A 23,229-nucleotide genomic window follows, 5' to 3' on the forward strand; every position below is an offset into this window, starting at 1 on the left:
GTGAGGATCTAGAAGGCGGTGACGCCCTGCTTCTTCGCGATAGCGCGGACCGACTGAGCGAGGTGATGGATGCCGTGCTTGTCGAGCCAGAGCGAGCCCCGCAGGTAGGCGATGTCGAGCGTGAACTGCTCGCTCCATGGCCCGTTCAGCTTGCGGCTCCTTGGGCGACCTTCCGCTGACCGCCGCCCCGAGTAGACCACTGTCGCCGTAATCGGCGCCGGGACCTCGTCGGCCTTGATGAGGTCCTTGGTCATGTCCATCGTCATTCCCACGTCCCACCCCGGCGGCATGGTCGGAATGCCGTCGTTGAAGATGGCCGCGTCCATGAAGTTCATCCCCTCGAACTTGGGGTGCCACTTGTACGGCGGGTCCAGGCTCACGTGGACGTCGTGCGCCGCCGTCAGTCCGATGTTCTTGACATGAAACTCCAGCGTGCTTCGCGTCTCCGTCTCGACCTCGACCCACACCACGACGTACGGGCGAGCTTGCTCCTCAGCGAGCTGCCTTGTTTGGCGGATCTGCCACCATATGAGGTAGCCAGCTCCGATAGCGACAACGACGGCCGCCCACGTGCCGAGGGCGGCCACCATCTCCCAGGGTGACTCAGGACTGGAAGTCACGGATCTCCTTCGTAATCACATACATGGCTCGTTAAGGGGACTTCTCGTTGACGGTACCTTGGGCGTTCGCATCCGGGCCGTTGCCGTGCCACGTGCGATAGCGCACATGCACGCTGCGGCTGCTCTCCAGCACCTCGCGCCAGTCATCCCGGGCCGGGGTGACGCCATATTGGATCACCCACTGCACGGCGTCCTCGAAGGTCATCCGAGGGGACTGGTAGTGCGCGGAGTCGCTCCCGCCCGGAAGAGGCAGGTGCAGATGCGGACGGGTCTCATGACTTCTGCCGCGGGGGTGCCAGTGCATGAGGAATCGCTCTTCGCCGAGTTGCTTCAGCGAGTATAGGTAGCTCAAGGTGGTAACCCTGAAGCCGCCGCCCGTCGCTGGCATGAAGCGATAACGCATCGCGGCCTCGAAGCAGATGCCGTTGGGGAAGATCATCGCGCCGGTCGCGCCGTTGAGATTCCAGGAATGCTCGGCCCCGGCATCGGTCATACCGCCAGGAGAGGGGGTGATCTTCGCGAAGCCGAGGCACGCTACCGCGGCCTCGAGCGGTCGCATGAATGCGAGGTACGCCTCGTGCGGCGTCCGCCCCGGCACAGGTCTACCGAGCGAAAGGAGCGAGGGTCAGCAGCCGAAGGATCTCGCCGTCCTCTTCCTCGTCGTAGACCCCTGCATCGACGTTCGCGAGAAACTCGGTGCGGCTGATCCCGAGCCGGTCATGGATCAGGCGGGACATCGCATCGCGGGACTCCTCGACAGTCGCTTCGACGGCCTCCGGGACGGTCAGCTCGATCATGCTCATGATTCCCCCTTCCTCACTGCACGCTATCGTACGGAGCCCCACCGACGCTGGGACCCTTCCGGGATGCGATCTCCGAGCCTGAGCGAGCCGACAGAGTCCGCACAGAGTCCGCAAAATGTCTGCATGCCGCCGGTCAGCGTTTCGCAGCCACAGCCAAACAGGCCCGGAATTCCGGGCAACTTGACACCCACTCAGGCAATGTGTGTGCCACTCAGAACGTCCGAGCTGTACTTCGGCGTCTGACCCGAGTCGCTTCGACGGAGGCCCCGGCCGGATCCCCCTCGCGGGGTATCCGGTCGGGGCCTCCGTCATCGTTCACGAAGCGCGGCGCGGCGGCCGCTAGATTGAGTCCACCTGAACCCGGAGGTTGCACGTGGGCGCACTTTCCCGCCGACAGTTCCTCGCTGTCGCCGGCGGTCTCGCCGCGGCCAGTTCGATCCCCCGCGATCTCCTCGCCCAGGCCCTGTCGACGGCGCCGCGGGCGCTCGCGGAGCCGCCGAGCACACTCACCCGCACCATCCTGCAGGGGGCGGTGCAGAAAGGCTCGTACCGGGGGCTCGTCGCCGGCCCGGGCGAGCCGCACATCGCCCGTCTGGACGTGCTGGGCCGCGCCGCGCGCGCTGATCGGGCCGCGTCGCGGCGATCCCTGCTGTATCTCGGGCACCTCTCGGACATGCACGTCATCGACGCGCAGTCGCCGGGCCGCATCGAGCCGATGATCGTGCAGGATCACGCGGCGTGGGGGTCGGCCTTCCATCCGCAGGACCCCCTCAGTCCGCACGTGATCGCGGCCATGACGAAGTCCATGTCGGATCTGCGCTACAGCCCGGTGACTGGGGCGCCGATGGGCGCCGCCGTGGTGACGGGTGACAGCGCCGACATGCATTCCCACCGCGAGCTGCGATGGTACATCGACCTGCTCGACGGGCTGAGCGTCGATCCGCGCACGAGCGAGCACTTCGAGGGCGTGCAGGCCTGGGCCGAGGCGGTCTGGGCCTACCGACCCGCCGATCCACGCGGCGGCTCCTTCGGGGACTACGGGTTCCCCCGGCTGCCGACGCTCCTCGACGAGGCGATCGCGCGGCCGGTGCCGTCGGTCGGCCTTCCCGCACCGTGGTACACGGTCTACGGCAATCACGAGACGCTCCTGCTGGGCACCTTCGATCTCGATACGCAGCTTCGTGCTCTGGCGGTCGGCGGACGCAAGTCCTACACGCTCGAGGCCACCGCCGCCCTGGCGTTGGGGGGCTACGCCGCCCGGGCGAGCGTGGTACAGCAGTCCCTGGACGCGCTGGGGCTGGCGCTCGGTCTGCGCCCGGGCTTCCGCGCGGTCCCCGCCGACCCCGGCCGCGCCCTGTTCACGCGGCACGAGTTCATGGAGCAGCACTTCGACACCGCCGACCGCCCGGGGCCGATCGGTCACGGCTTCACCCCGCACAACCTCCGCAGCGGCGAAACGTGGTGGAAGGCGGATCTGACGCCGCAGATCCGGGTGTTCGGGCTCGACACCTGCAATCAGGTCGCCGGACCCGACGGTGCGGTGCCGCAGAACCAGTTCGACTGGCTCGAGGCCGAGCTCGTCGCGGCCACCGCCGAGAAGCGCCTCGTCCTCATCCTCAGCCACCACAACAGCGACACGCTCGAGAACCGCGCCCAGCGTCCCGGCCAGGACGAGGTCCTGATCGGCGCGGACGAGTTCGTCGCGATGCTGCTGAAGTACCCGGTCGTCATCGGATGGCTCAACGGGCACACGCACCTCAACCAGATCCTCGCCCACCGCTCATCGTCGGGCGGCGGGTTCTGGGAGATCACCACGGCATCCTGCATCGACTTCCCCCAGCAGCAGCAGACCGTCGAGATCGTCGACAATCGGGACGGGACCCTGTCGCTCTTCACGACCGTCGTCGATCACGCCGCCGACCCGACCCCGGGGGCGGGTGGCGACTACCTGGCTCTCGCGTCTCGGAGTCGTGAGCTCGCGGCGAACGACTGGGCCGAGACTCCGCTCATGCGTCGCGGTTCGGAACTCGATCGCAACGCCGAGCTGCTGCTCCCCCAGCCCTTCGATCTGTCGGCCATCAGCGACGCCGCGCTCGAGGCCCAGGAGCACGTCGCCCGCACGCGCATCATCGCTCACGAGAGGACTCTCTCGTGAGCGCGCACCGCGCCGGCGTTCTCGTGTCTCTCGTGAGCGCGGCCCTCCTCCTCTCGGGCTGCTCGCAGGTCGCGGCGCTCGCGCCCGTGGGCGGCGATGCCCTCGCCGAGGTCCGATTCGGCGCGATCGACGTTCTTCTCGATCAGGACGTCGCGCTTCTCGAGGCGCCCGTGTGCGCCATCGAAGGAGCCGGTCCATCCGTGACATGCGAGGGGAGGACGGTGGCCGGCGGCGAGATACTGGTGTCGTCGAGCACCGAGGGGGACGCGACACTCGCGATCACCATCGACGGTGTCGAGATCTTCCGGGGATCGCTCGCCGACGTGATCGACGAGGCGGCGCGGCCATGAGCGCGGCGCTGCGCGGAACTTCGGCGATGCTCGTGGTTGTCCCGAACGCGATCATCCAGGGCCTCTTGATCGCGGTCTCACCGCGCGAGCCGTTGACAGGCGCCTCGATCGCGCTCGCGGTCGTGTCGGGGCTCGTCGTGCTCGCGGCATCCATCGCCCTGTGGGTCATCCCCCTGGCGCGTCTGTCGAAGCGCCTCGTCATCGCACTCGTCTCGACGGCGCTCGGCGTGGCGCTTCTCGCCGTGGCCGCCCCGTTCCTCGTGCCGCTGGGCGTGGGCCTCTCGTGCGTCGTGGCGGTTCGCGCTCTCCCGGGCGGACGCACGCTCGTGAGGCGCCGCCCGTGGCACACCGTCGTGCTTCTCGTGCTCACGATCGCTGGCGCCGCACTCGGGTTCGTGGTGGCGATGGTGCTGGGACTCTTCGTCACGGGCGCCCCGGCGGCAGGGCTCACCTGGCTCGTCGTCGGGGCGGGAGGCGCCCTCGTCGTCGACCGCTGGGTCGCGTCGGCCCGGCAGGAGGATGTCATCGCGTCGGCGAAGGCTCAGCCGTAGAAGAGGCGCTCGAACACCCGCCGCGCGCGTCGCGTCGCGCCGAGGTAGTCCTCCTCGACCGCGGTGGCGGAGCGCGGCGGGTAGCCCAGCAGGCGACCGATTCCATCGAGTCTGCGGCGATCGGTCGGCAGCACGTCGCTCGTCTGCCCCGACAGAAGGGTGTTGGCCGAGCGGAGCCTGCTCGCCAGTCGCCACGCGTCCGCGAGGCGATCGGCGTCGTTGGCGGTCACGATTCCGGCATCCTGAGCCGCGCGCAGCGCATCGATCGTCGACGTCGTGCGCATCGCGGGCACGGTGTGCGCGTGCTCGAGCTGGAGCAGCTGCACGAGCCACTCGACATCGCTCAGCGAGCCCGGGCCGAGCTTCAAGTGCCGCGCGGGGTCGACGCCCTGTGGAAGGCGCTCGTTCTCGACACGCGCCTTGATGCGCTTGATCTCCCGAAGTCCCTGCGCGTCGGGCATCGCGGGATACCGGATGTCGTCGGCGAGAGCCGTGAACTCGCGGATCAGCTTGACGCTCCCCGCGACACCCCGGGCGCGCAGGAGCGCCTGGGCCTCCCACGACAGCGACCAGCGACGGTAGTACTCGGCGTAGGAGTCGAGCGAGCGCACGAGAGGGCCGCTGCGCCCCTCGGGGCGCAGGTCGGCGTCGAGATCGAGCGGCACCCGGTGATCCTCCGACCGCGCTCGGAGAGCCGTCACGAGGCCGCGGGCGAGGTCGTTCGCGCGCTGCGGGTCGACGGAGTTGGGCCGATAGACGTAGAGGATGTCGGCGTCGGACCCGAATCCGAGCTCACGACCGCCGAATCGTCCCATCGCGATGATCGAGAAGTCGAGCGCGTCCTCTTGGGCCGGCACCGTCTCGCGCCGGACGGCACGCAGGGTCGCCTGGATGGTGACCTCGGTGATCGTCGAGAGCGCATCGGCGACCTCCTCGATCGTCGTGTCGCCGACCAGCGCTCCCATCGCGGTACGCAGCAGCTCTCGACGCCGCAGGCCGCGGACGGCGCGCATCGCGTCATCCGTCGTCTCATGACGGGTCTGGATCGCTCGGGCCTCCTGCTGCAGCGCGACGCCCGAGCGCGGCCGCAGCGCGGCGAGGTCATCGAGCCACGCGGCCGACTCGGGGATCCACTCCATGAGCTCGCCGACGTAGCGCGAGCCGGAGAGCACCCGGGTCAGGCGCTCCGCTGCCCCGGACGAATCGCGCAGCATCCGCAGGAACCAGGGCGTGTCGCCGAGACGCTCGCTCAACCGGCGGAAGGCGATCAATCCGTAGTCCGGATCGACGCCGTCGGCGAACCACCGGATCATGACGGGCATGAGGTGCCGCTGGATGGTCGCCTTGCGGCTCAGACCGCTCGTCAGCGCGGCGATGTGACGGAGCGCACCCGCAGGGTCCGAGAAGCCGATGGCCGCGAGTCGGTCGTAGGCCTGAGCGGTCGACAGCGCGCGCTCCTCGCCCGGCAGGTTGCGCTCATCCGCGGGCAGGGCTGCCACGGCCGACAGCAGCGGGCGATAGAAGAGGCGGACGTGGATGTCGCGGACCTCGCGCTTGACCGACTCCCACAGCTCCCACACGGCGGGGCCGCTCTCGACGAGCCCTGTGGCGCGGGCGAGCGTGCGCAGCTCCTCCGGACGCGAGGGCATGAGGTGCGTCCGCTGCAGCTGGCGCAGCTGCACGCGGTGCTCCAGGAGGCGAAGGATGCGGTAATCGCGCGCGAAGGCGGACGCCTCGCTGCGTCCGATGTAGCCCTCGGCGACGAGCGCCTCCAGCGCGTCGAGCGTCCCGCGCTGGCGGATGCGGTCGTCGGAGAGCCCGTGCACGAGCTGCAGGAGCTGGACGGTGAACTCGATGTCGCGGATGCCGCCGGGGCCGAGCTTCAGTTGGTACGGCACGTCCTCGGGCGGAATGTGCTCGGTGACGCGCTCGCGCATGCGCTGCACGCTGTCGACGAAGTTCTCACGCGCCGCGCTCGTCCAGATCTTCGGCTGGACCGCCGCGACGTATGCTGCGCCGAGCGCGGCATCTCCTGCGATGGGGCGGGCCTTCAACAGCGCCTGGAACTCCCAGGACTTCGCCCACCGGTCGTAGTACGACAGGTGCGAGTCGAGGCTGCGGACGAGCGCGCCCTGCTTGCCTTCGGGTCGCAGATTCGCGTCGACCTCCCACAGCGGCGGCTCGATCTCGATGCCCGAGATCCCCCGCATCGTCTGCACGGCCAGTCGCGTCGCGATGTCGACCACCCGGCTCTCGCCGACCTCATCGATGACGTCCTCGTCGGCGCCCGCGACGAAGATGACGTCCACATCGCTGACGTAGTTGAGCTCGCGGGCCCCGGTCTTGCCCATGCCGATGATCGCGAGCTGCGTCCGCGAGACCTGCTCGCGCGGGAAGAGGCCGGCGCCGGCCGCGCCGCTCGAGATGCGCGTGCGCGCGACGCAGAGCGATGCCTCGAGCGCGGCTCCCGCGGCATCCGCCAGCGCCGCCGCGACGTCGAGGACGATGTCCACGGGAGACGGATGCAGCAGGTCGTACGCCGCGATCCGCGCGAGGATGCGACGGTAGCGGACGCGCAGAGACACCCACGACGCCTCTCCCCCGTCACCTGAGAACCCGTCGTGCGCGTCGACGGCGTCCAGGAGGGACGACGTCATCTCGGCCGCGGTCGGCAGGCTCTCACCGGCCCCCGCGAGCAGGGCGATCTCGGCGGGGTTGCGCAGGAAGAAGTCCGCGAAGCCGGTGGATGCCCCGACCAGCGCGCACAGAGCACGCCAGGCACCCGGTGTGCGGAAGGATGCCGCGACGGCGTCGCGATCCCGTCGCGCGATCCGCGCGATGCCGGTGAGCGCGGCATCCGGATCCGCCGTCTCGGCAGCGTTGATCAGGAGATCATGGCGTGCGATGCCCGTCTCGGCCTCGACCTCGCGCAGCAGCGCGTCGGCCTCGGACAGGTCGCTGAATCCGAGTCGCGCCAGTTCCGTCAGCGACGAGGAGCGTGCGTTCGGCATAGGCGTTCGGACCGCGCAGGACGGCTCAGAGCATCTCGAGGTTGCTCTTGAGCTCGAACGGCGTCACCTGCGAGCGGTACTCCTGCCACTCCTTGCGCTTGTTGAGCAGCACGTAGTTGAAGACCTGCTCGCCCAGCGTCTCGGCGACGAGCTCGGACTCCTCCATGTACTCGAGAGCGTGGTCGAGGCTCGCGGGCAGCGGCGCGTAGCCGAGCGCACGCCGCTCCGAGTCGGTCAGGGACCACACGTTGTCCTCGGCCTCGGGAGGAAGCTCGTAGCCCTCCTCGATGCCCTTGAGGCCGGCCGCCAGCATGAGGGCGAACGACAGGTAGGGGTTGGCGGCCGAGTCGAGCGCACGGTACTCGACGCGTGAAGACTGGCCCTTGTTCGGCTTGTACATCGGCACGCGCACGAGCGCGGAGCGGTTGTTGTGGCCCCAGCAGATGAAGCTGGGCGCCTCGTCGCCGCCCCACAGGCGCTTGTAGGAGTTCACGAACTGGTTGGTGACGGCCGAGATCTCGTTCGCGTGGCGGAGGAGGCCAGCGATGAACTGCCGGCCGACCTTCGAGAGCTGATACTGCGCGCCCTCCTCGTAGAAGGCGTTCTGGTCGCCCTCGAAGAGGGACATGTGCGTGTGCATGCCGCTGCCGGGCTTGCCGCTCAGAGGCTTCGGCATGAACGTCGCGTAGACGCCCTGCTCGATCGCGACCTCCTTGATGACGGTGCGGAACGTCATGATGTTGTCGGCCGTCGCGAGCGCGTCGGCGTAGCGCAGGTCGATCTCGTTCTGACCCGGTCCGCCCTCGTGGTGGCTGTACTCCACCGAGATGCCGAGGTCCTCCAGCATCCGCACCGAGCGTCGGCGGAAGTCGTGGGCCGTGCCGCCGGGCACGTTGTCGAAGTAGCCGGCGGAGTCCACGGGCTCGGGGCCCTCGGGGCCGTACGACGAGGACTTCAGGAGATAGAACTCGATCTCGGGATGCGTGTAGAACGTGAAGCCGGCGTCGGCGGCCTTCGCGAGGGAGCGCTTGAGCACATGCCGCGGGTCGGCGACAGCCGGCTGCCCGTCGGGTGTCGTGATGTCGCAGAACATGCGACCGGTGGGATCTATCTCACCGCGCCACGGGAGGGTCTGGAACGTCGTCGGGTCGGGATGAGCGAGCAGGTCGGACTCGTAGGAGCGCGTCAGCCCCTCGATCGCCGAGCCGTCGAAGCCGAGACCCTCGGCGAACGCCCCCTCGACCTCGGCCGGCGCGATCGCCACCGACTTGAGCGTGCCGATGACATCGGTGAACCAGAGGCGGACGAACTTGACGCCGCGCTCCTCGATCGTGCGCAGGACGAAGTCGCGCTGCTTGTCCATCGTCACCGCCCGCTGTCGTCTGCGTCGAGCTCGACGCCGTCGGCGAGGGCGGTGTCCGCAACATCCGTCCCCCAGTCGTTCTCACGACGTTCGTCCTCGGCCCAGGCGCGCGAGCGCTCACGGATCACCTCGGGAGCCTTCGCCGCCTCTTCGGCGGTGTCGAACGGACCCGCACGGTCGATCGCGGGCGATTCGAAGCCCTTCTCGACCTCACCCGTCGTGAGGTTGTACCAGAACTTCTCGCTGTCGCCCGACACGATGTCTCCTCCCAAAGAGCGGTCCGCATCATGGGACCCGCCATGGTCGATCCTACTGATCCGGCGGACGGTGCTGGATAGGCTGTCGGCATGGCAACGGCAGCAGCGCGCGCAGTAGGCGTGGACATCGGCGGAACCGGCATCAAGGCGGGCATCGTCGACCTCGATCAGGGCATCCTCGTGAGCGATCGCATGAAGGTCGCGACGCCGGCGGGCGCCGAGCCCGAGGATGTGCTGACTGCCGTCCGCGAGGTGCTCGACAGCCTCGGCATCGCCGACGACGCGATCCCGCTCGGCGTCGCGTTCCCCGCGATCGTCAAGAACGGCCGCACGCTCTCGGCTGCGAACGTGTCCGACAAGTGGATCGGATTCGAAGCCGAGAAGTTCTTCGAGGACGGCCTGGGCCGCGACATCCACTTCGCCAACGATGCGGATGTCGCGGGTGTCGCCGAGCTCCGCTACGGCGCTGCGAAGGACAAGCCGGGTCTCACGATCCTCACGACTCTCGGCACCGGGATCGGATCGGCGCTGCTCTACAACGGCGTGCTCGTACCCAACTCCGAGCTCGGTCACGTGCAGCGTGCGAAGCACGGGAAGGATGCCGAGGCCTACGCCGCGTACTCGGCCATGGAGCGCGAGAGCCTGTCATGGGAGAAGTGGGCCAAGCGCCTCCAGTGGTACTACGACTACATCGAGTTCCTGTTCAGTCCCGACCTGTTCATCGTGGGCGGCGGCGTGTCGAAGCACGCGGACGAGTTCCTGCCGCTGCTGAAACTCAAGACCGAGATCGTGCCGGCGGTGCACCGCAACAACGCCGGCATCATCGGCGCCGCGGCGCTTTCGCTGGGCGGCGCGCCGCAGCTCGACAGCACGGTGTCGCGGGGCTGAGGTCGCCGGTCCGTCGAGAGTGCGAATGGGCCGGCCTGTACGCCGGGTTCTGTCCGGGGGCCGGAGCCCCGTGGACGGTCATCTCTCTCGGCGACACGTTGCCGTGCCGCTCCAGCGGCCTACCCGGGGACTCGGCGAGCCGCGTCATCATCCCCTGTCTGGCCTTGCTCCGGGCGAGGTTTGCCGTGCGAGTCGCGTCACCGCGACCCCGGTGGTCTCTTACACCACCCTTTCACCCTTACCGGGCCGAAGCCCGGCGGTCTGCTCTCTGTGGCACTGTCTCGCGGATCGCTCCGGGTGGGTGTTACCCACCGCCCTGCCCTGTGGAGCCCGGACGTTCCTCGGCGCTCACGGCGGACCGTGAGCGACGCGACCGTCCAGCCGACCCATTCGCCTCACGATTGTATGAAGAAACGCTGAGTATTACTCAACGCGCTCGATCCTCTGTAGTACTGTGAACTCGCTGAGGATCCCGCAACTGGGGTTGGGTCTGAAGCGCTAACGCCTTTGGGGAGGCATTAATCATGCGCAGAATTGTGCTCGCCGCGACGCTCGCGGCAGGTCTTGTGTTCGCAGGTTCGGCAGCGGCGATGGCCGTCGAGGGCGGCGAGTCGGCCGACCCGACGCCGTCTTCATCCGACGGGTACACGCCCGTGGATCCGACCGAGCCCACGCTCGCGGGTTCGGCCTGGGCATCGTGCGTCAACGACGCGCCGTACATCAACTACGACATCACGCTCGTCGATCCCGACGACAAGGCGACCAGCCACACCGCGAAGCTCGTCATGAGCGGCAGCGGTCAGACGCTCGAGCTCGACCTCGGCGAGGTCGCGAGCAACGGCACCCTGACGGGCAGCAAGCTGTGGCCCGGCGCGACGGTCGAGAACGGCGTCGGCGCAGGCTGGCCGGGCTGGGAGCTCAAGAACGGCGAATGGGTCGAGACCGACGCGAACTTCGCCTGGACGCGGGGCAACATCACCGCCGAGATCCAGGTCAATCCCGAGCTCACGGTGAAGCTCGCCTACCCGCCGTCGACGCCCCTGTGCTCGACCGGACCGGTGAGCAGCAGCAGTGACGGCAACGTGCTCGGACTCGCCCTTCCCGCCACGGGTATGAACAGCGTCGTCCTGCCGATCGGGATCGCCGCCGGTGCGGTTATGCTCGTCGGCGTGACCTTCCTGCTCGTCCAGCGCCGCCGCTCGCGGGCCTGACTTCGGTGACGGAGGGGGCGGTCGCACCGCAACGCCCGCGATGGGCGCGCGGCCTTGTGATCGCCCTCTTCGTCGTCCTCGGTCTCGTCATCGCGGCCGGCGTCTGGATCGGCGTGCGCGCGGTGATGGCCAAGAGCGAGCTCGAGGCGATTCTCCCGCTCGTCCAGCCGGTTCAGGACGCCGTGCAGGCGCGTGACTTCGACGAATTGGCCGACCTCGCGGCTCAGGCGCAGGATCATGCCGCCGCGGCGGCCGACCTCACCGGCGATCCTGTCTGGCGTGCCGCCGAGATCATCCCCTTCGTCGGTCAGAACCTCGCCGCTGTGCGGGTCGTCTCGGCGTCGATGGACGACATCTCGTCGTCCGTCGGTCCGCTCCTCACGGTGGCGAACGAACTCAAGAACAGCGCGGAGTCCGGATTCGACCTCGCGATCGTCTCACAGGCCGAGCAGCCGCTCGCCGATGCGTCCACGGCGTTCGGCACGGCCGACGACGCGTTCGACGCCCTCGATCGCTCCGCACTTCTCCCGCCCGTCGCCGACGCGGTCGACAAGGTCGGCACGATCGTGTCCGACGGCGCACCGCTGACCACCGGGCTGGCTCAGGCATCCCGCGTCCTTCCGACGTTCCTCGGCGCCGACGAGCCGCGCACGATCCTCGTCATGCTGCAGAACACCGCCGAGCTGCGGACGGGCGGCGGCATCACAGGATCGTTCATCCTCCTCGGTGCCGACGGCGGGCACCTGAAGATCCTGTCGCAGGCCGACTCCTCGGACTTCAAGTCGCTCGACGCCCCTCTGCCGATCGTCCCGGCGTCGACGATCGACCTCTACGGCGACCGGATCGGCGAGTGGGTGCAGAACACCTCGATGACCGCCGACTTCGCTCTCACCGCGGCTCTGGCCAACACGTGGTGGAAGGGCTACTCGGGCGCCGAGGCCGACGCGGTCGTCTCTCTGGATCTCACGACCATCGCCGCGCTCCTCTCGACCGCGCAGCCGGTCACGCTCCCCGACGGCAGCTCCATCACCGACGAGAACATCGTCGAGCGCGTCCTGGTCGAGCCGTACTTCACTCTCGACCAGGCTCAGCAGACGGCTTTCCAGACCCTCGTGACCCGAGCTGCGATGGACAGCATCGTGAAGTCCGACATCGACCCGTTCGCGTGGGTCAACGCGCTGGCCGGGCCGGTGCGAGAGGGTCGAGTGTCCGCATGGAGCTCCAACCCCGATGAGCAGTCGGTCCTCGACGACACCGTGCTCGTCGGTCCCGCGGGCCGCCTCGCCGCGGCCGGACCGGACTCGTTCGGCGTCTACTTCAACGACAGGACCGCGGGCAAGATGGACAGCTATCTCGACGCGTCGATCGCGTCTGGCAGCGCCAGCTGCCGCCCTGACGGCGTCGTCGACATCCGCATCGAGGTCACTCTCACGAACACGGCCGACGCCGATGCGGCTTCGTGGCCATGGCTCGTCACAGGCGGTGGGCACGAGGGCATCGCCCCCGGTGACATCGGCACCTCGGTCAGCGTCGCCGCCCCCGAGGGAGCGGTGTTCGAGGGCGTTTGGATCGACGGAGCACCTGTCAGGGTCGACTCGGGCGAGGATGCCGGTTTCCTGAACAACCGCGCGCTCGTCACCGTGAGCCCCGGACAGTCGAAGACGGCGGAGTTCCGGATCGCCGTGGACGAGGCCCCGCGAGCGGGCATCGACATCCTTCACACGCCCCTGCTGCGCACGCCCGCGTTGTCGACCTTCGACGTGGCCTGCTCCTAAGTCTTCTCAGCCGACTCGGCGATCCGCAGATCCAGCGGGAAGTCGATCGGGAAGTCGCCGAACAGCAGCCGGCCGGCGACGTCGGCGGCTTCGCGAACGGCGGCGGCCGCCTCTTCGGCGAGGGACTCCGGCGCGTGCACGATGATCTCGTCGTGCAGGAAGAAGGCGAGGTGCGGCCGCCGCGCGAAGGCTGGGCCCGATCGGGGTGCGGCGGATCCGTCGTCGACCTCGGGCAGCGCCGACAGGCGCGTCCTGAGGTCGGCGAGCCAAGCGAGCGCCCACTCGGCGGCCGTGCCCTGCACGACGAAGTTGCGCGTGAACCGGCCGCGATCGCGAGCCCACCGTCGGGCTCGCGTCTGCTCGCCGTCCGCCGCGTCGGCCTCGGTCGCGCGCGCCTGCAGCTGCATCCATCCGTCCGACGGCGGCGGGGATGTGCGGCCGAGCCAGGTCGACACGACGCCTCCGTCCTCGCCGACGCGCGCCGCGTCGTCGACGAGCGCCATCGCTCGAGGGAACGTGCGGCGCAGCCGCGGCACGAGGCGCCCCGAGTCCCCCGTCGTGGCGCCGTACATCGCTCCGAGCATCGCGATCTTCGCCTCGGCGCGGGTGTCCACCGCTCCGGTCTCGAGGATGCCGGCGTACAGGTCGCGTCCTCGCGCCGCATCCGCCAGTGCGGTGTCCCGCGCCATCGCGGCGAGCACGCGGGGCTCGAGCTGTGCGACATCTGCGACGATGAGCCGCCACCCCGGGTCGGATCGCACCGCGGCGCGGAGCTGGCGGGGCAGCTGCAGCGCGCCGCCGCCCGACGACGCCCAGCGTCCCGTGACGACCCCGCCGGGCACGTAGACGGGCCGGAAGCGCTCGTCGCGCACCCACTCGGCGAGCCAGGCCCATCCGTTCGCCGAATGCAGTCGCGAGAGCTTCTTGTACTCGAGCAGGGGTTCGATGACGGGATGCTGCTGCTCCGCGAGCTCCCACCTGCTGGTGGACTCGACCTGCACGCCGACGCGGTGCAGCGCCCGGAGCAGCTTCGGCTGCGAGTCGATGCTCGCCGCCGGATCGCCCAGGGCCCCGCGAACGCGGCGGGCCGCGGCATCCATCTTCGCCGGCACTCCCCCGGCCGCGGGCCGCGCACCGAGGATGTCGGTGAGGATGCGGTCGTGCTCCGCCGTGCTCCACGGCAGACCCGCTGCCTGCAGTTCTGCGGCCACGAGTGCGCCGGCGGACTCGGCGGCCACGAGCAGCCGCAGTCGAGCGGGGTCCGTCGAGGTGCCGATCGCGTCGCGCTGGCGCGCGAACTCGGCGACTGCGGATTCGAGATCGTCGGGCAGGGTCGCGCCGTCGGCTGCGTCGAAGTCGAAGAGGGTCGGCGCAGACTCCATCGCCGTGGCTGCGGCATCCCATGCGGATGGAACGCGCACGTCGGCGTCACGGTCGACGAGCGCGCTCGTGCGGAGGATGATGCGGCACAGCCGCAGGTCGTGACACCTCGATACCCGGATGCCGCGCTCGAGCAGGGCGGGATACCAGGCCGGTGCGTCGTTCCAGACCCAGCGCGGCCCGTGCTCGTGTTCGGTGCTCGCGATCCAATCGGGCAGCGCGGACCTGTCGAGTGCCAGTCGCTCGAGCTCTTCGCCCTCCCGATCCAGCAGCACCGCGCCGACGGCGCCTTCGACGCGGCCCAGCACCACCCAGAAGGGGCTCATGCGCGATCAGGAGCCGCGGTTCACAGTCCCGAGTCCTCGGTGCGCACGAGGATGCAGCCGCACTCGGGGCACGTCATGACGTCGTCGGCTGCGAAGGCACGGAGCTTCTCGAGATCGGATCCCGAGATCACCATGTTGCAGCCCTCGCAGGTGCGCCGGCGCAGCGCCGCGGCACCCGCGCTGCGGACAGCGAGCTTGTCGTAGAGCGCGAGCAGATCCGCGGGCACACTGCCGGCGACCGCGGCACGATCACGGGTCGACGCCTCACCCGCCGCCGTCGCCTCGGCGACGATCCGCTTGGCCTCGGCGCTCAGCTCGGCGCCTTCGGCGTTGGTCGCCGCGATCAGCGCCTCCTGCTCCGCCACGGCGGCGTCCGCCTGCTCGAGGCGATCCATCGCGTCGAGCTCGAGGTCTTCGAGGTCGCTCTTGCGCTTCGCGAGGGCGAGCAGCTCGCTCTCGTAGCCCTGCACTTCCTTCATGTTCGAGGTGGCGGCCAGGCGCTCCGCGTCGCGCGCCCGGCGGGCGTCCACGAGGGCGACGTCGGACTCGATCCGCGAGATCTCGGTACGCAGATCGTCGCGCGCGCCGAGGCGCGTCGAGAGCTCCTGGGCGAGGGTCTGGCGCTGGGCCAGCAGCTCCTGCACGCGAGCCGCTTGCGGCGGATTGCGACGGGCGACCTCCGCCTGGCGGATGCGGGCATCGAGCTCGGCGACCTCGAGGAGTCGGGTCTGGTCGGCGGGGCTGGCTTTCACTCCTCCAACCTACCGCGGGGTGTCGACGGCGCACGTGCGGGGTCTAGTCTTCAGAAACCGAATCCGGAGGGGATGGATGCCATGAGCCTGCTGCGCACGAAATCGATCGAGCAGTCGCTCGCCGACACCGACGAGCCGGAGTTCAAGCTCAAGAGATCGCTCACGGCTCTCGACCTCACGGTGTTCGGGGTCGGCGTGGTGATCGGTGCGGGCATCTTCACGCTGACCGGCCGCGCGGCCCACGACGTCGCGGGTCCCGCGATCGTCATCAGCTTCGTGATCGCCGCGATCGCGTGCGCGCTGGCCGCCATGTGCTACGCCGAGTTCGCCTCGACGGTCCCGGTCTCGGGCTCGGCCTACACCTTCTCGTACGCGACGCTCGGGGAGCTGTTCGCGTGGATCATCGGGTGGGATCTCATCCTCGAGATGTTCCTCGGCGCGAGCGTCGTCGCGCAGGGCTGGAGCGCGTACTTCAGCACCTTCCTCGGGCAGCTCGGCGTCGTGCTCCCGGAAGCCATCAGCTACGGCGGGACCGTCGACCTCGTCGCGATCGTCTTCGTGCTCGTCCTCGGCACCCTCATGACGTTCGGCATCAAGGAGTCGATGCGGGTCAACCTCGTGCTGGTCGCCGTGAAGCTCTTCATCGTCCTCTTCGTCATCGTCGCCGGCATCGCCTTCATCAACCCGGCGAACTGGTCGCCCTTCGTGCCCGACGCGGTTCCGACCGAGGGAGCCTCGGGTCTGCACCAGCCCCTGCTGCAGTTCCTGTTCGGACTGCCGCCGCAGACGTTCGGCGTCGGAGGCATCCTCGCCGGCGCGGCACTCGTCTTCTTCGCGTACATCGGCTTCGACGTGGTGGCGACCACCGCGGAGGAGACGAAGAATCCGCAGAAGGCGCTGCCGATCGGCATCATCGCGTCCCTCCTCATCTGCACCGTGCTGTACTGCGCGGTGGCGACGGTCGTGACGGGGATGGTGCGCTACGACGAGCTCGACCCGTCGGCCGCCCTCGCCAACGCGTTCGCCTATCACGGGCAGGAGTGGATGGCGACGGTCATCTCGGCGGGAGCCGTCGCGGGACTCACCACCGTGGTGCTCACCCTCATGATCGGCGCGACGCGCATCATCTTCGCGATGTCGCGCGACGCGCTGCTCCCCCGCGGCCTCGCGAAGGTCCACCCGAAGCTGCGGACGCCATGGGTCATCTCGATCCTCGTCACGATCATCGTCGCGATCACAGCCGGCGTGACCCCGATCGGCACGCTCGAGGAGATGGTGAACATCGGAACGCTCTCGGCCTTCGTGCTCGTCTCGATCGCCGTGATCGTGCTTCGGCGTCAGCAGCCCGACCTCAAGCGCGGGTTCCGCGTGCCGCTGAACCCCTGGCTGCCGGGACTCTCCTCCCTCATCTGCCTGTATCTGATGCTGAACCTGCCGGTCGACACCTGGCTGCGCTTCCTCGTGTGGCTCGCGATCGGCTTCCTGATCTACTTCGCGTACTCGCGCAGGCGGTCGCGCGTGGGACAGGCCGATTACGTCGACTTCGCGAAGCCTCACGTGGTGGCACCGCCGCCGCAGGAGTCGGCGAGGGATCAGGGATGACGGTGGGCCCTGCCGGGATCGAACCGACGACATCCACGGTGGAGTACAGGGAGTTCACCGAGGGCCACCTCGCACCGGTGACGCCGATATTTGGGAGCGCAGCCTGATGGCTCGTGGTCTGATCCGCGATGAATGCGGAGCGGCCGTGAAGTTCGACAAACCGCGGGGATTTCGAGGATAGCGCGGCGTAGAGATCGCTAGCTGGGGCAAGCGATTTCTATCCAGACACATACGGGCCAGCATGCCCGAACGCGAATATACGCGTTTCGTTACAGTCCAGGAAGTCCCCCTCTTTGGGGAGAGGGACACGACATTCGGGAGACAATCATGACCGCAGTAGAGCGCGCCCTCGACCGATGGGCAACGTCCGAGATCGACGGCAACCTGTTCGCAGCGTTCGCCGACTACCAGAGAAGTATCAAGCTCGCGAGGACCACAATCCACAACCGCGCGAGCATTCTCCGCTCACTGCAGCGGTTCACTGGGAAGTCACTCCTGGATGTGGGGATCCGGGAGCTGCGCGCGTTCATCGCTCGACCTGGGGTCGGGAAGGAACGCAAGGCGGGTTCGATGCGGACGGAGCGTGGGGCCATCCGCGCGTTCTACGCCTTCCTGGTCGAGGATGACTACATCGACACGGACCCGACCGCGAAGCTCGCTGCGATCACCGCGCCGAAGGGTGAACCTCGACCGTTCACTGTCGAGCAGATCGACGCGATGCTCACCACGGGCGCATACCGGAAGACGCGGGCGATGATTCTCCTCGGCTACTACCAGGGGTTCCGTGTCTCGATGATCGCCCGTGTGCGTGGCGAGGACCTCGACCTGAACGCGATGACGATCCGCACAATCGGGAAGGGATCGAAAGAGCGCACGCTCCCTCTGCACCCGCTTATCGCGGAACTCGCCCTGACGATGCCTGAGCGCGGGTATTGGTTCCCAGCTCGAGGAGGGCGCGCCGGCCACATCCACGGTGCGTCCGTCACCGAGCGGATCTCGGATGCGAAGCGGAGGGCCGGGATCGACGACCCGACGTTGACCCCTCACTCACTCCGCCACGCATTCGGGACTGACCTCGTCGAAGCAGGCGTCGACATCCGTGTCGTGCAGGAGCTGATGATGCACGAGAGCCTCGCGACCACGCAGATCTACACGGGCGTCAGTGCACGCAGGAAGCGCGAAGGCATCGTGAGCCTTCCGAACCGAGACATCCCCAGCCGCTCAGGGCGAAAGGCAGCGTGACCATGAACACCACGAAATGGGTGCAGAGCACAATCATCTTCGCGGCGATCGCGGCCGCGTACGTCGCGGGTGCCGCATCACCCTCACCGGAACCGACGCCCTCGCCGACGATCACGCAGGCGCCCGCGCAACCGACTCCGGTCGAGCCGACTCCGGTCGAGACGATCCCCGCGCAGCCCGAGCCGACCGCGGTACCGTCGACACAGACCATCGCCGGCACGTTCCGCCGCGTGAGTGCGACGTCGTGGGCGATGCTCGACGACGCCGGCCACACGTCGATCGGCGTCGACCGTATCGAGGTTCGCGCGGATCGCCTTCGCGTCTGGCACACGTTCCGCGCCTCGAAGGTGGTCACCGTGCAGGTCACCCCCGATGAGTCGTTCGCATCCGCCGGTGTCCGCGTCGGCGCCTCCGTGGGATTCGCCTACACCGACGTGTTCTTCTACATGGGAGCGTCACAGACACCGGTGAAGCCCGCGCTGCTCACAAAGGCGGGTGCGAACGTCTGGATCACCGGCCTATTCTTGGTCCCATGAGCCGAGACGACGTCCTGACCGCGGTAGTGGTCGGCACACTCGGAATGGTCGTCTTGGCTGTGAGCATCGCGATCCCATTCTTCGTGCGTTCGACGGGCTGGTTCATCTTCTAGCCGACAAAAAGAACGGCCCTCCTCGGCGTCACGCCATGGGAGGGCCGTTCGTCGTAGGCGACACGTCGTGTCGGCGGTGTCGCTGTAGCCTGTTCTCTCTCGGCCGGAGAAAGGATCCAGGCCCGAGGTGACGAAGAACCGCCGCTACGAGGCGCACTACGACCGGCTCAACGACGCGAAGATCGCACAGGCCGCGGCCGCTGGCAGGCTCGTGACCCTGCCGCAGCAGGCTTACGGGCCTGAGCCGATCCGCTGGTCGAAGGAGAAGCCACCCGTATGGGCGTGGGTGTCCTGGTCCGATGGTCCCGCGACGCGGATCGAGGCGTTCGCTGCCGGATGGAACGACCGAGTCGTGATCGTCGAGTGGGAGGCGCAGGGCGGCCGCCGCGACACGGTCGTCTGGCGCAACGCCGTGACACGACGAATGAGCCCCACGCCCAGCCGGTGAGGGCTGAGCGTGGGGCTTTTCGTCTCGTTGGTCAGCTGGCGGTGACGACGCGGTTGGCGTCGACCTTCTTCCAGCCTCCGTGGTTCCAGTCGAAGGGCAGGTTCTTGCCGTCCGTGTCGACTACGAGGGGCGGATTGGTGATCTCGATCGAGTTGGCCAGCTTGCCGCTGTACGGCACCCACGTGCCGATGCCGAGGCGGCCGCCGCGGATGATGTTCGACCAGCGCGGGTTGCGGAGCGTGAGCGTGCCGTTCGCGGCCGACAGCGCCTTGCCACCGCGGGTGATGGTGAACGCGTCGCCCGAGTGCGACACGTGCTCACGCTGGGGGCGCCCGACGGCGTAGACGTCCAGGACGGGGTTGTTGTGCACCCAGCCGGACGTGCGCTCGTGGTTGAGCCAGTCGCCCTGCGTCTCGGTCGTCCACTTGCCGCCCTGGATCTGCCCGACGTGCCGGGTCTCGTGATCGGATGGGTCGCCGACGTGCAGGTTCTCGGTGCGGCAGTCGATCGACTGGTACGCGACGAACCCGGCCTGGCCGGAGTGGTGGCCCCATGTGTCGCCGACGACGAACTGGTAGGCGTTGCCGACGGTGAGGCCGGCGGCGCCGTAGATCGGTCCGCCCTTCTCGCGGCGGCCGTCGGTGTAGATCCGCCAGGCGCTGCCGCGGACGCCCTGCATGTACACCTGCACGGGGAAGGACTCTCCCGGAGGGGCGCCGTGGGTGCCCGACCATCCGGTCGAGACGATGTCCTGCACGATGACGTCGTCCTGCGCGTTGTAGACGAACAGGTTCGTGAAGATCCGGTGCAGGTTGGACTGCCCAGTGACACCGAACGCGCCGATATCGCCGCCGCTGGCCATCTGCAGGCCCTGCTCGGTGCCCTCGACGTGGAACCCGCCGATGAGCAACCCCTTGCGGGATCCGGAGTAGCCGGCCTTGAGCCATCCGCCGAGGACGTTCCGCTCGGGTGCGGTGTACTCCTTCACGCGGACAACGGTGCGCTCGGTGGTGGGCTTGAAATCGTCCCACCCGTGCCCGAACTCGTAGCCGTCAGCCACGAGCCCGTACGAGCCCTTCGGGAGGCGGTACGCGGCCGCATCCGGGGTGACCGCACCCTTCGGGTTCGGCCAGCCGGGCTCGTTGAGCTCGTAGGTGCCCGCCTCGATCCGCTTCCCGTCAGCGCTGCGGCCGAGCACGATGCCCTTGTCCTTCGCGCGATCGGCGATCGATGAGAACTGCATCGGGGCGAAGGCGCGGAAGACACCGCCGTCCTTGTCCTTCGACTTCACGACGGAGTCGCTCGAGGTGAGCAGAGACTCGAACGTCACCCAGTTGCCCGAGGCCAGGAGCGCGTCGACATCGATCCGCGGGCGCCATCCCTCGGGGTGCACCTCTCCCCCGCCGGCGCAGTCGCGGAGCTTCTGCTGCAGCTCGGCGATCGTCTTGTTCAGGCCGGAGATCTCGGTGACCTTCGCGTCGCGGTCGGTTGTGACCTCGGCGAGCGACTGCCGCGCGAGACCGAGGTTGGTCGTCACCGTCGACAGCTGCCCGTCGATGTCGGCAATCCGCGCGGCCGCGTCCGCGATGTCGGCGCGCACCGCTGCCTGCAGCTGCGCAAACTGCTCATCGATCGTGGGCATCGTGCCCTCCTATCCGAAGTGGAATGTTTGCTCGCCGATGCGCAGCTGCACACGGGCGTCGTTCAGGTACGCGACCATCGGGGACGGGGTGTTCCCGCCGGTGACGACCGTCAGCGTCCCTTCGCCGCCGAGGGCGGGCGCTCGATCGAAGGATGGGCGGCCACCGGCTTCGAGCAGCCCCTCCCCCGACAAGGCGGGCGAGCGACTGAGGCCAGGTCGACCGGACGCGACGAGTTCCCCGGAGCCTGCCGGTGAGGACGGGACGGACATCGACGGAAGCTTCGCGGCCGTCAGCGTCCCAGAGCCCGAGAGAGCGGGCGCTGCGGAGCCTGACGCGCCCGTAGAGGCCGACAGCTGTCCCGCCCCCGAGAGCGACGGTGCGGCACCGGCGCGGGGCACGGCGGCCGCGGTGAGCGCGCCGCTGCCCGACAGTGCCGGAGTGACAGCGACGCGCGGGAGAGGGTTGGCGACGAGCGCGCCCGATCCGGACAGAGCAGCCGCCGCCGGCGTCTGAGGGACAACCGCCTGCACGCCGGAGACCATGTACCCCTGCGGGGTGTAGGTCTGCACGGAGTTCCATGCCGTCATGTTCTGGATGATGTGCGCCCACACGGGCTTGCCGGGCGCTTTCACCTGTCCCCACGCGGTGGCGTTGGCCGAGTTGTTCATCCCGAGGATCGTCCAGTTGGCGTGTGTGGACGCGACGTTCCCGCCGTCGGCCTCGTAGTAGTACCCCCACGTCTGGTATCCGCGAGCTCGGGCTGCGGATGCCTTCGCGCTGTCGGTGTAGAACCCCTTGATGATGTAGCGGTCGGCGCCGGCATACGAGTCGAGGAGGTTCAGGAACCCAGTCATGTCCGTCGACGCTTTGTTGTCGATCACCAGGATGTGGGAGCCACCGTACTTCGCGAGCAGATCGACGAGCCGGATCATCGGCGAGGACCCAACCGTGGAGTAGATGTTGGCGAGGTCGCCTGTCCAGTTCCGAGCAGTGATGTTTCCGACCCCAGGGTTGGCCCATACTGCGTTGTCGGACGGGGCGTTGTCGTGGTTACAGACCCACACCCCATCGGCGGACTTCCATACCGACACCTCGAGCGCGAGATCGTTGCGCCACGCCACGGCCTGGTCGTAGGCGAGCATCGTGTGCTCGGGCCAGCTCAGCGACCCGCCGCGGTGCGCGATCCACATCGGGGTGTTCGCCATCCACAGATCGATCGGTCGAGTGGCGTGCGCCTCGAGCTGGCCGGACCCGGAGAGCGCGGCCGCACCCGAGGCGGCGATCACGGTTGGCGCAGCGCTGAGTGTGCCGGAACCAGACAGCGCGACCGTCTTCGGTAGCGTCGGCGCGACGGCCGCGGACAGCGAACCAGATCCCGAGAGTCCGACGCTCACGTTCGGGCCTGCGGGGATCGCGGAAAGCGTGCCCTCGCCACCCAGCACGGGCGACGAGGGCAGAGCGGGCGATGCGCCGGCAGAGAGGGACCCGGATCCCGACAATCCGACCGACACCGCGACGGCGGCCGAGAGCCGCAGTGTGACCATGAACCCTGCAGGCGTGGCAGTCCCTGAGGGGGTTCCCGTTCCGGTCACAGTCGTGGTGCCCGTGGAGCCGCTCGAGGAGAGTTGCTTGTAGCCGACGCCTATGACTGACGCCGCGGTGCCGTTCGTGACACCGACGGGCCCCATGCCGAGGTCGGCAAAGCCGTTTCCCCAGGAGAAGGTGGCGCCGGTGGACGCGCCGGGGTTGGCGAAGACGACCGCGAGCGCGAGGTCTCCCGCCTGCGCGGGCGAGATTGCGCCGAGAGTGACCGACCCCGATGCCCCGGCGGTCTCTGATCCGGCGACGACGTCGAGGAGGGTGGTGGCGTCGAAGCCGTTCTGTCGCCAGATGGTGACCACGACGCGGCCCGGAAGGGACCAGGTCCACGTCGACGTCGCGCCTTCGCTCGAGGCTGTTGGGACGCGCTTGTAGTAGAGACCGCCCTTGCGGGAGGTGAACGCGAACAGGAGGGTCCACCCTGACGCAGGCGTGAAGGTGCCGCTGTTGTTGTGGTTGTGGGCGACCGCGAACATCACGTCGCCGTCGGCCAGGTTGACGGGCTTCGCTGGGGTCAGCGATGTCCCGTTGGAGTTCGTCGACGTGGAGAAGTCGCCCGTGGCAACAGGCAGCGGCAGAACGGCCACGGGCGACTCCCCTCAGA

20 protein-coding genes and 1 other RNA gene are annotated in these 23,229 nt (G+C 68.6%); 10 read left to right on the forward strand and 11 right to left on the reverse strand.

Annotated features, from left to right (window positions below; genetic code table 11):
* Positions 1 to 8: 8 nt before the first annotated feature.
* The 3 genes from ACTIFV_RS16280 to ACTIFV_RS16290 form a co-directional block, all read right to left on the reverse strand.
* Positions 9 to 590, reverse strand: coding sequence for a hypothetical protein (locus tag ACTIFV_RS16280; RefSeq protein WP_439593854.1), 582 nt, complete (start codon positions 588 to 590; stop codon positions 9 to 11).
* 61 nt (positions 591 to 651) lie between these two features.
* The gene (locus ACTIFV_RS16285) at positions 652 to 1,113 is read right to left on the reverse strand and encodes a hypothetical protein (protein ID WP_439593855.1); all 462 of its coding nucleotides are present in this window, start codon (positions 1,111 to 1,113) and stop codon (positions 652 to 654) included.
* A gap of 109 nt (positions 1,114 to 1,222) precedes the next feature.
* Positions 1,223 to 1,417: a hypothetical protein gene (locus ACTIFV_RS16290; RefSeq protein WP_439593856.1), complete on the reverse strand. Its 195-nt coding sequence runs from the start codon at positions 1,415 to 1,417 to the stop codon at positions 1,223 to 1,225.
* Between the two features lie 379 nt (positions 1,418 to 1,796).
* On the opposite strand from ACTIFV_RS16290, the gene ACTIFV_RS16295 reads away from it, so the two are divergent.
* Genes ACTIFV_RS16295 through ACTIFV_RS16305 form a run of 3 tightly spaced genes read left to right on the forward strand, consistent with a single transcriptional unit; the run spans position 1,797 to position 4,479 of the window.
* Entirely contained in the window at positions 1,797 to 3,578 is a 1,782-nt protein-coding gene (locus ACTIFV_RS16295) for a TIGR03767 family metallophosphoesterase (protein WP_439593857.1), read from the forward strand.
* Positions 3,575 to 3,928 (forward strand): hypothetical protein, encoded by a 354-nt coding sequence (locus ACTIFV_RS16300; protein WP_439593858.1) that lies wholly within the window; start codon positions 3,575 to 3,577, stop codon positions 3,926 to 3,928. The genes ACTIFV_RS16295 and ACTIFV_RS16300 overlap by 4 nt, the downstream gene beginning before the upstream one ends.
* Positions 3,925 to 4,479 carry a hypothetical protein gene (locus ACTIFV_RS16305; RefSeq protein ID WP_439593859.1) on the forward strand — a complete coding sequence of 185 codons (555 nt, stop codon included), beginning with the start codon at positions 3,925 to 3,927 and terminating at the stop codon, positions 4,477 to 4,479. Before ACTIFV_RS16300 ends, ACTIFV_RS16305 begins: the two co-directional genes overlap by 4 nt.
* Here ACTIFV_RS16305 and ACTIFV_RS16310 read toward each other — a convergent pair.
* Genes ACTIFV_RS16310 through ACTIFV_RS16320 form a run of 3 tightly spaced genes read right to left on the reverse strand, consistent with a single transcriptional unit; the run spans position 4,470 to position 9,110 of the window.
* Entirely contained in the window at positions 4,470 to 7,490 is a 3,021-nt protein-coding gene (locus tag ACTIFV_RS16310) for a bifunctional [glutamine synthetase] adenylyltransferase/[glutamine synthetase]-adenylyl-L-tyrosine phosphorylase (protein ID WP_439593860.1), read from the reverse strand. The genes ACTIFV_RS16305 and ACTIFV_RS16310 overlap by 10 nt on opposite strands.
* A gap of 25 nt (positions 7,491 to 7,515) precedes the next feature.
* The gene (locus tag ACTIFV_RS16315; protein ID WP_439593861.1) at positions 7,516 to 8,853 is read right to left on the reverse strand and encodes a glutamine synthetase family protein; all 1,338 of its coding nucleotides are present in this window, start codon (positions 8,851 to 8,853) and stop codon (positions 7,516 to 7,518) included.
* Positions 8,854 to 8,855: 2 nt separating this feature from the next.
* Positions 8,856 to 9,110, reverse strand: coding sequence for an SPOR domain-containing protein (locus tag ACTIFV_RS16320; RefSeq protein ID WP_439593862.1), 255 nt, complete (start codon positions 9,108 to 9,110; stop codon positions 8,856 to 8,858).
* A 90-nt stretch (positions 9,111 to 9,200) separates the two neighbouring features.
* Between ACTIFV_RS16320 and ppgK the strand changes: the two genes are divergently transcribed.
* On the forward strand, positions 9,201 to 9,998 hold the full coding sequence (gene ppgK / locus ACTIFV_RS16325; RefSeq protein ID WP_439593863.1) for a polyphosphate--glucose phosphotransferase: 798 nt from the start codon (positions 9,201 to 9,203) through the stop codon (positions 9,996 to 9,998).
* Between the two features lie 22 nt (positions 9,999 to 10,020).
* Here the strand turns inward: ppgK and rnpB are convergent.
* Positions 10,021 to 10,387: RNase P RNA component class A (gene rnpB, locus ACTIFV_RS16330), an RNA gene on the reverse strand.
* Positions 10,388 to 10,522: 135 nt separating this feature from the next.
* On the opposite strand from rnpB, the gene ACTIFV_RS16335 reads away from it, so the two are divergent.
* Positions 10,523 to 11,209 (forward strand): LPXTG cell wall anchor domain-containing protein, encoded by a 687-nt coding sequence (locus ACTIFV_RS16335; protein ID WP_439593864.1) that lies wholly within the window; start codon positions 10,523 to 10,525, stop codon positions 11,207 to 11,209.
* A 56-nt stretch (positions 11,210 to 11,265) separates the two neighbouring features.
* Positions 11,266 to 12,984, forward strand: coding sequence for a DUF4012 domain-containing protein (locus ACTIFV_RS16340; RefSeq protein WP_439593865.1), 1,719 nt, complete (start codon positions 11,266 to 11,268; stop codon positions 12,982 to 12,984).
* Here the strand turns inward: ACTIFV_RS16340 and ACTIFV_RS16345 are convergent.
* Both ACTIFV_RS16345 and ACTIFV_RS16350 read right to left on the reverse strand, forming a co-directional pair.
* Positions 12,981 to 14,690, reverse strand: a complete 1,710-nt coding sequence (locus tag ACTIFV_RS16345; protein ID WP_439593866.1) for a bifunctional 3'-5' exonuclease/DNA polymerase — start codon at positions 14,688 to 14,690, stop codon at positions 12,981 to 12,983. The two genes, ACTIFV_RS16340 and ACTIFV_RS16345, sit on opposite strands and share 4 nt — an antisense overlap.
* A 20-nt stretch (positions 14,691 to 14,710) precedes the next feature.
* Positions 14,711 to 15,442: a zinc ribbon domain-containing protein gene (locus ACTIFV_RS16350; RefSeq protein WP_439593867.1), complete on the reverse strand. Its 732-nt coding sequence runs from the start codon at positions 15,440 to 15,442 to the stop codon at positions 14,711 to 14,713.
* An 81-nt stretch (positions 15,443 to 15,523) separates the two neighbouring features.
* On the opposite strand from ACTIFV_RS16350, the gene ACTIFV_RS16355 reads away from it, so the two are divergent.
* The 4 genes from ACTIFV_RS16355 to ACTIFV_RS16370 all read left to right on the forward strand — a co-directional run bounded on the left by ACTIFV_RS16355 (position 15,524) and on the right by ACTIFV_RS16370 (position 19,383).
* On the forward strand, positions 15,524 to 17,044 hold the full coding sequence (locus tag ACTIFV_RS16355) for an amino acid permease (RefSeq protein ID WP_439593868.1): 1,521 nt from the start codon (positions 15,524 to 15,526) through the stop codon (positions 17,042 to 17,044).
* A gap of 327 nt (positions 17,045 to 17,371) precedes the next feature.
* Complete coding sequence (locus tag ACTIFV_RS16360) at positions 17,372 to 18,286, forward strand: tyrosine-type recombinase/integrase (protein ID WP_439593869.1); 915 nt, start codon at positions 17,372 to 17,374, stop codon at positions 18,284 to 18,286.
* 2 nt (positions 18,287 to 18,288) lie between these two features.
* A complete protein-coding gene (locus ACTIFV_RS16365) occupies positions 18,289 to 18,822 on the forward strand; it encodes a hypothetical protein (RefSeq protein ID WP_439593870.1) in 534 nt (177 codons plus the stop codon).
* Positions 18,823 to 19,062: 240 nt separating this feature from the next.
* A complete protein-coding gene (locus tag ACTIFV_RS16370; RefSeq protein WP_439593871.1) occupies positions 19,063 to 19,383 on the forward strand; it encodes a hypothetical protein in 321 nt (106 codons plus the stop codon).
* Between the two features lie 31 nt (positions 19,384 to 19,414).
* Here ACTIFV_RS16370 and ACTIFV_RS16375 read toward each other — a convergent pair whose 3' ends face one another.
* Together ACTIFV_RS16375 and ACTIFV_RS16380 are read right to left on the reverse strand one after the other, a co-directional pair.
* The gene (locus ACTIFV_RS16375) at positions 19,415 to 21,025 is read right to left on the reverse strand and encodes a hypothetical protein (RefSeq protein WP_439593872.1); all 1,611 of its coding nucleotides are present in this window, start codon (positions 21,023 to 21,025) and stop codon (positions 19,415 to 19,417) included.
* Positions 21,026 to 21,034: 9 nt separating this feature from the next.
* Positions 21,035 to 23,212 (reverse strand): glycerophosphodiester phosphodiesterase family protein, encoded by a 2,178-nt coding sequence (locus ACTIFV_RS16380; protein WP_439593873.1) that lies wholly within the window; start codon positions 23,210 to 23,212, stop codon positions 21,035 to 21,037.
* Positions 23,213 to 23,229: the final 17 nt, after the last annotated feature.

The organism is Microbacterium sp. (assembly GCF_051860965.1).
GTDB lineage: Bacteria > Actinomycetota > Actinomycetes > Actinomycetales > Microbacteriaceae > Microbacterium.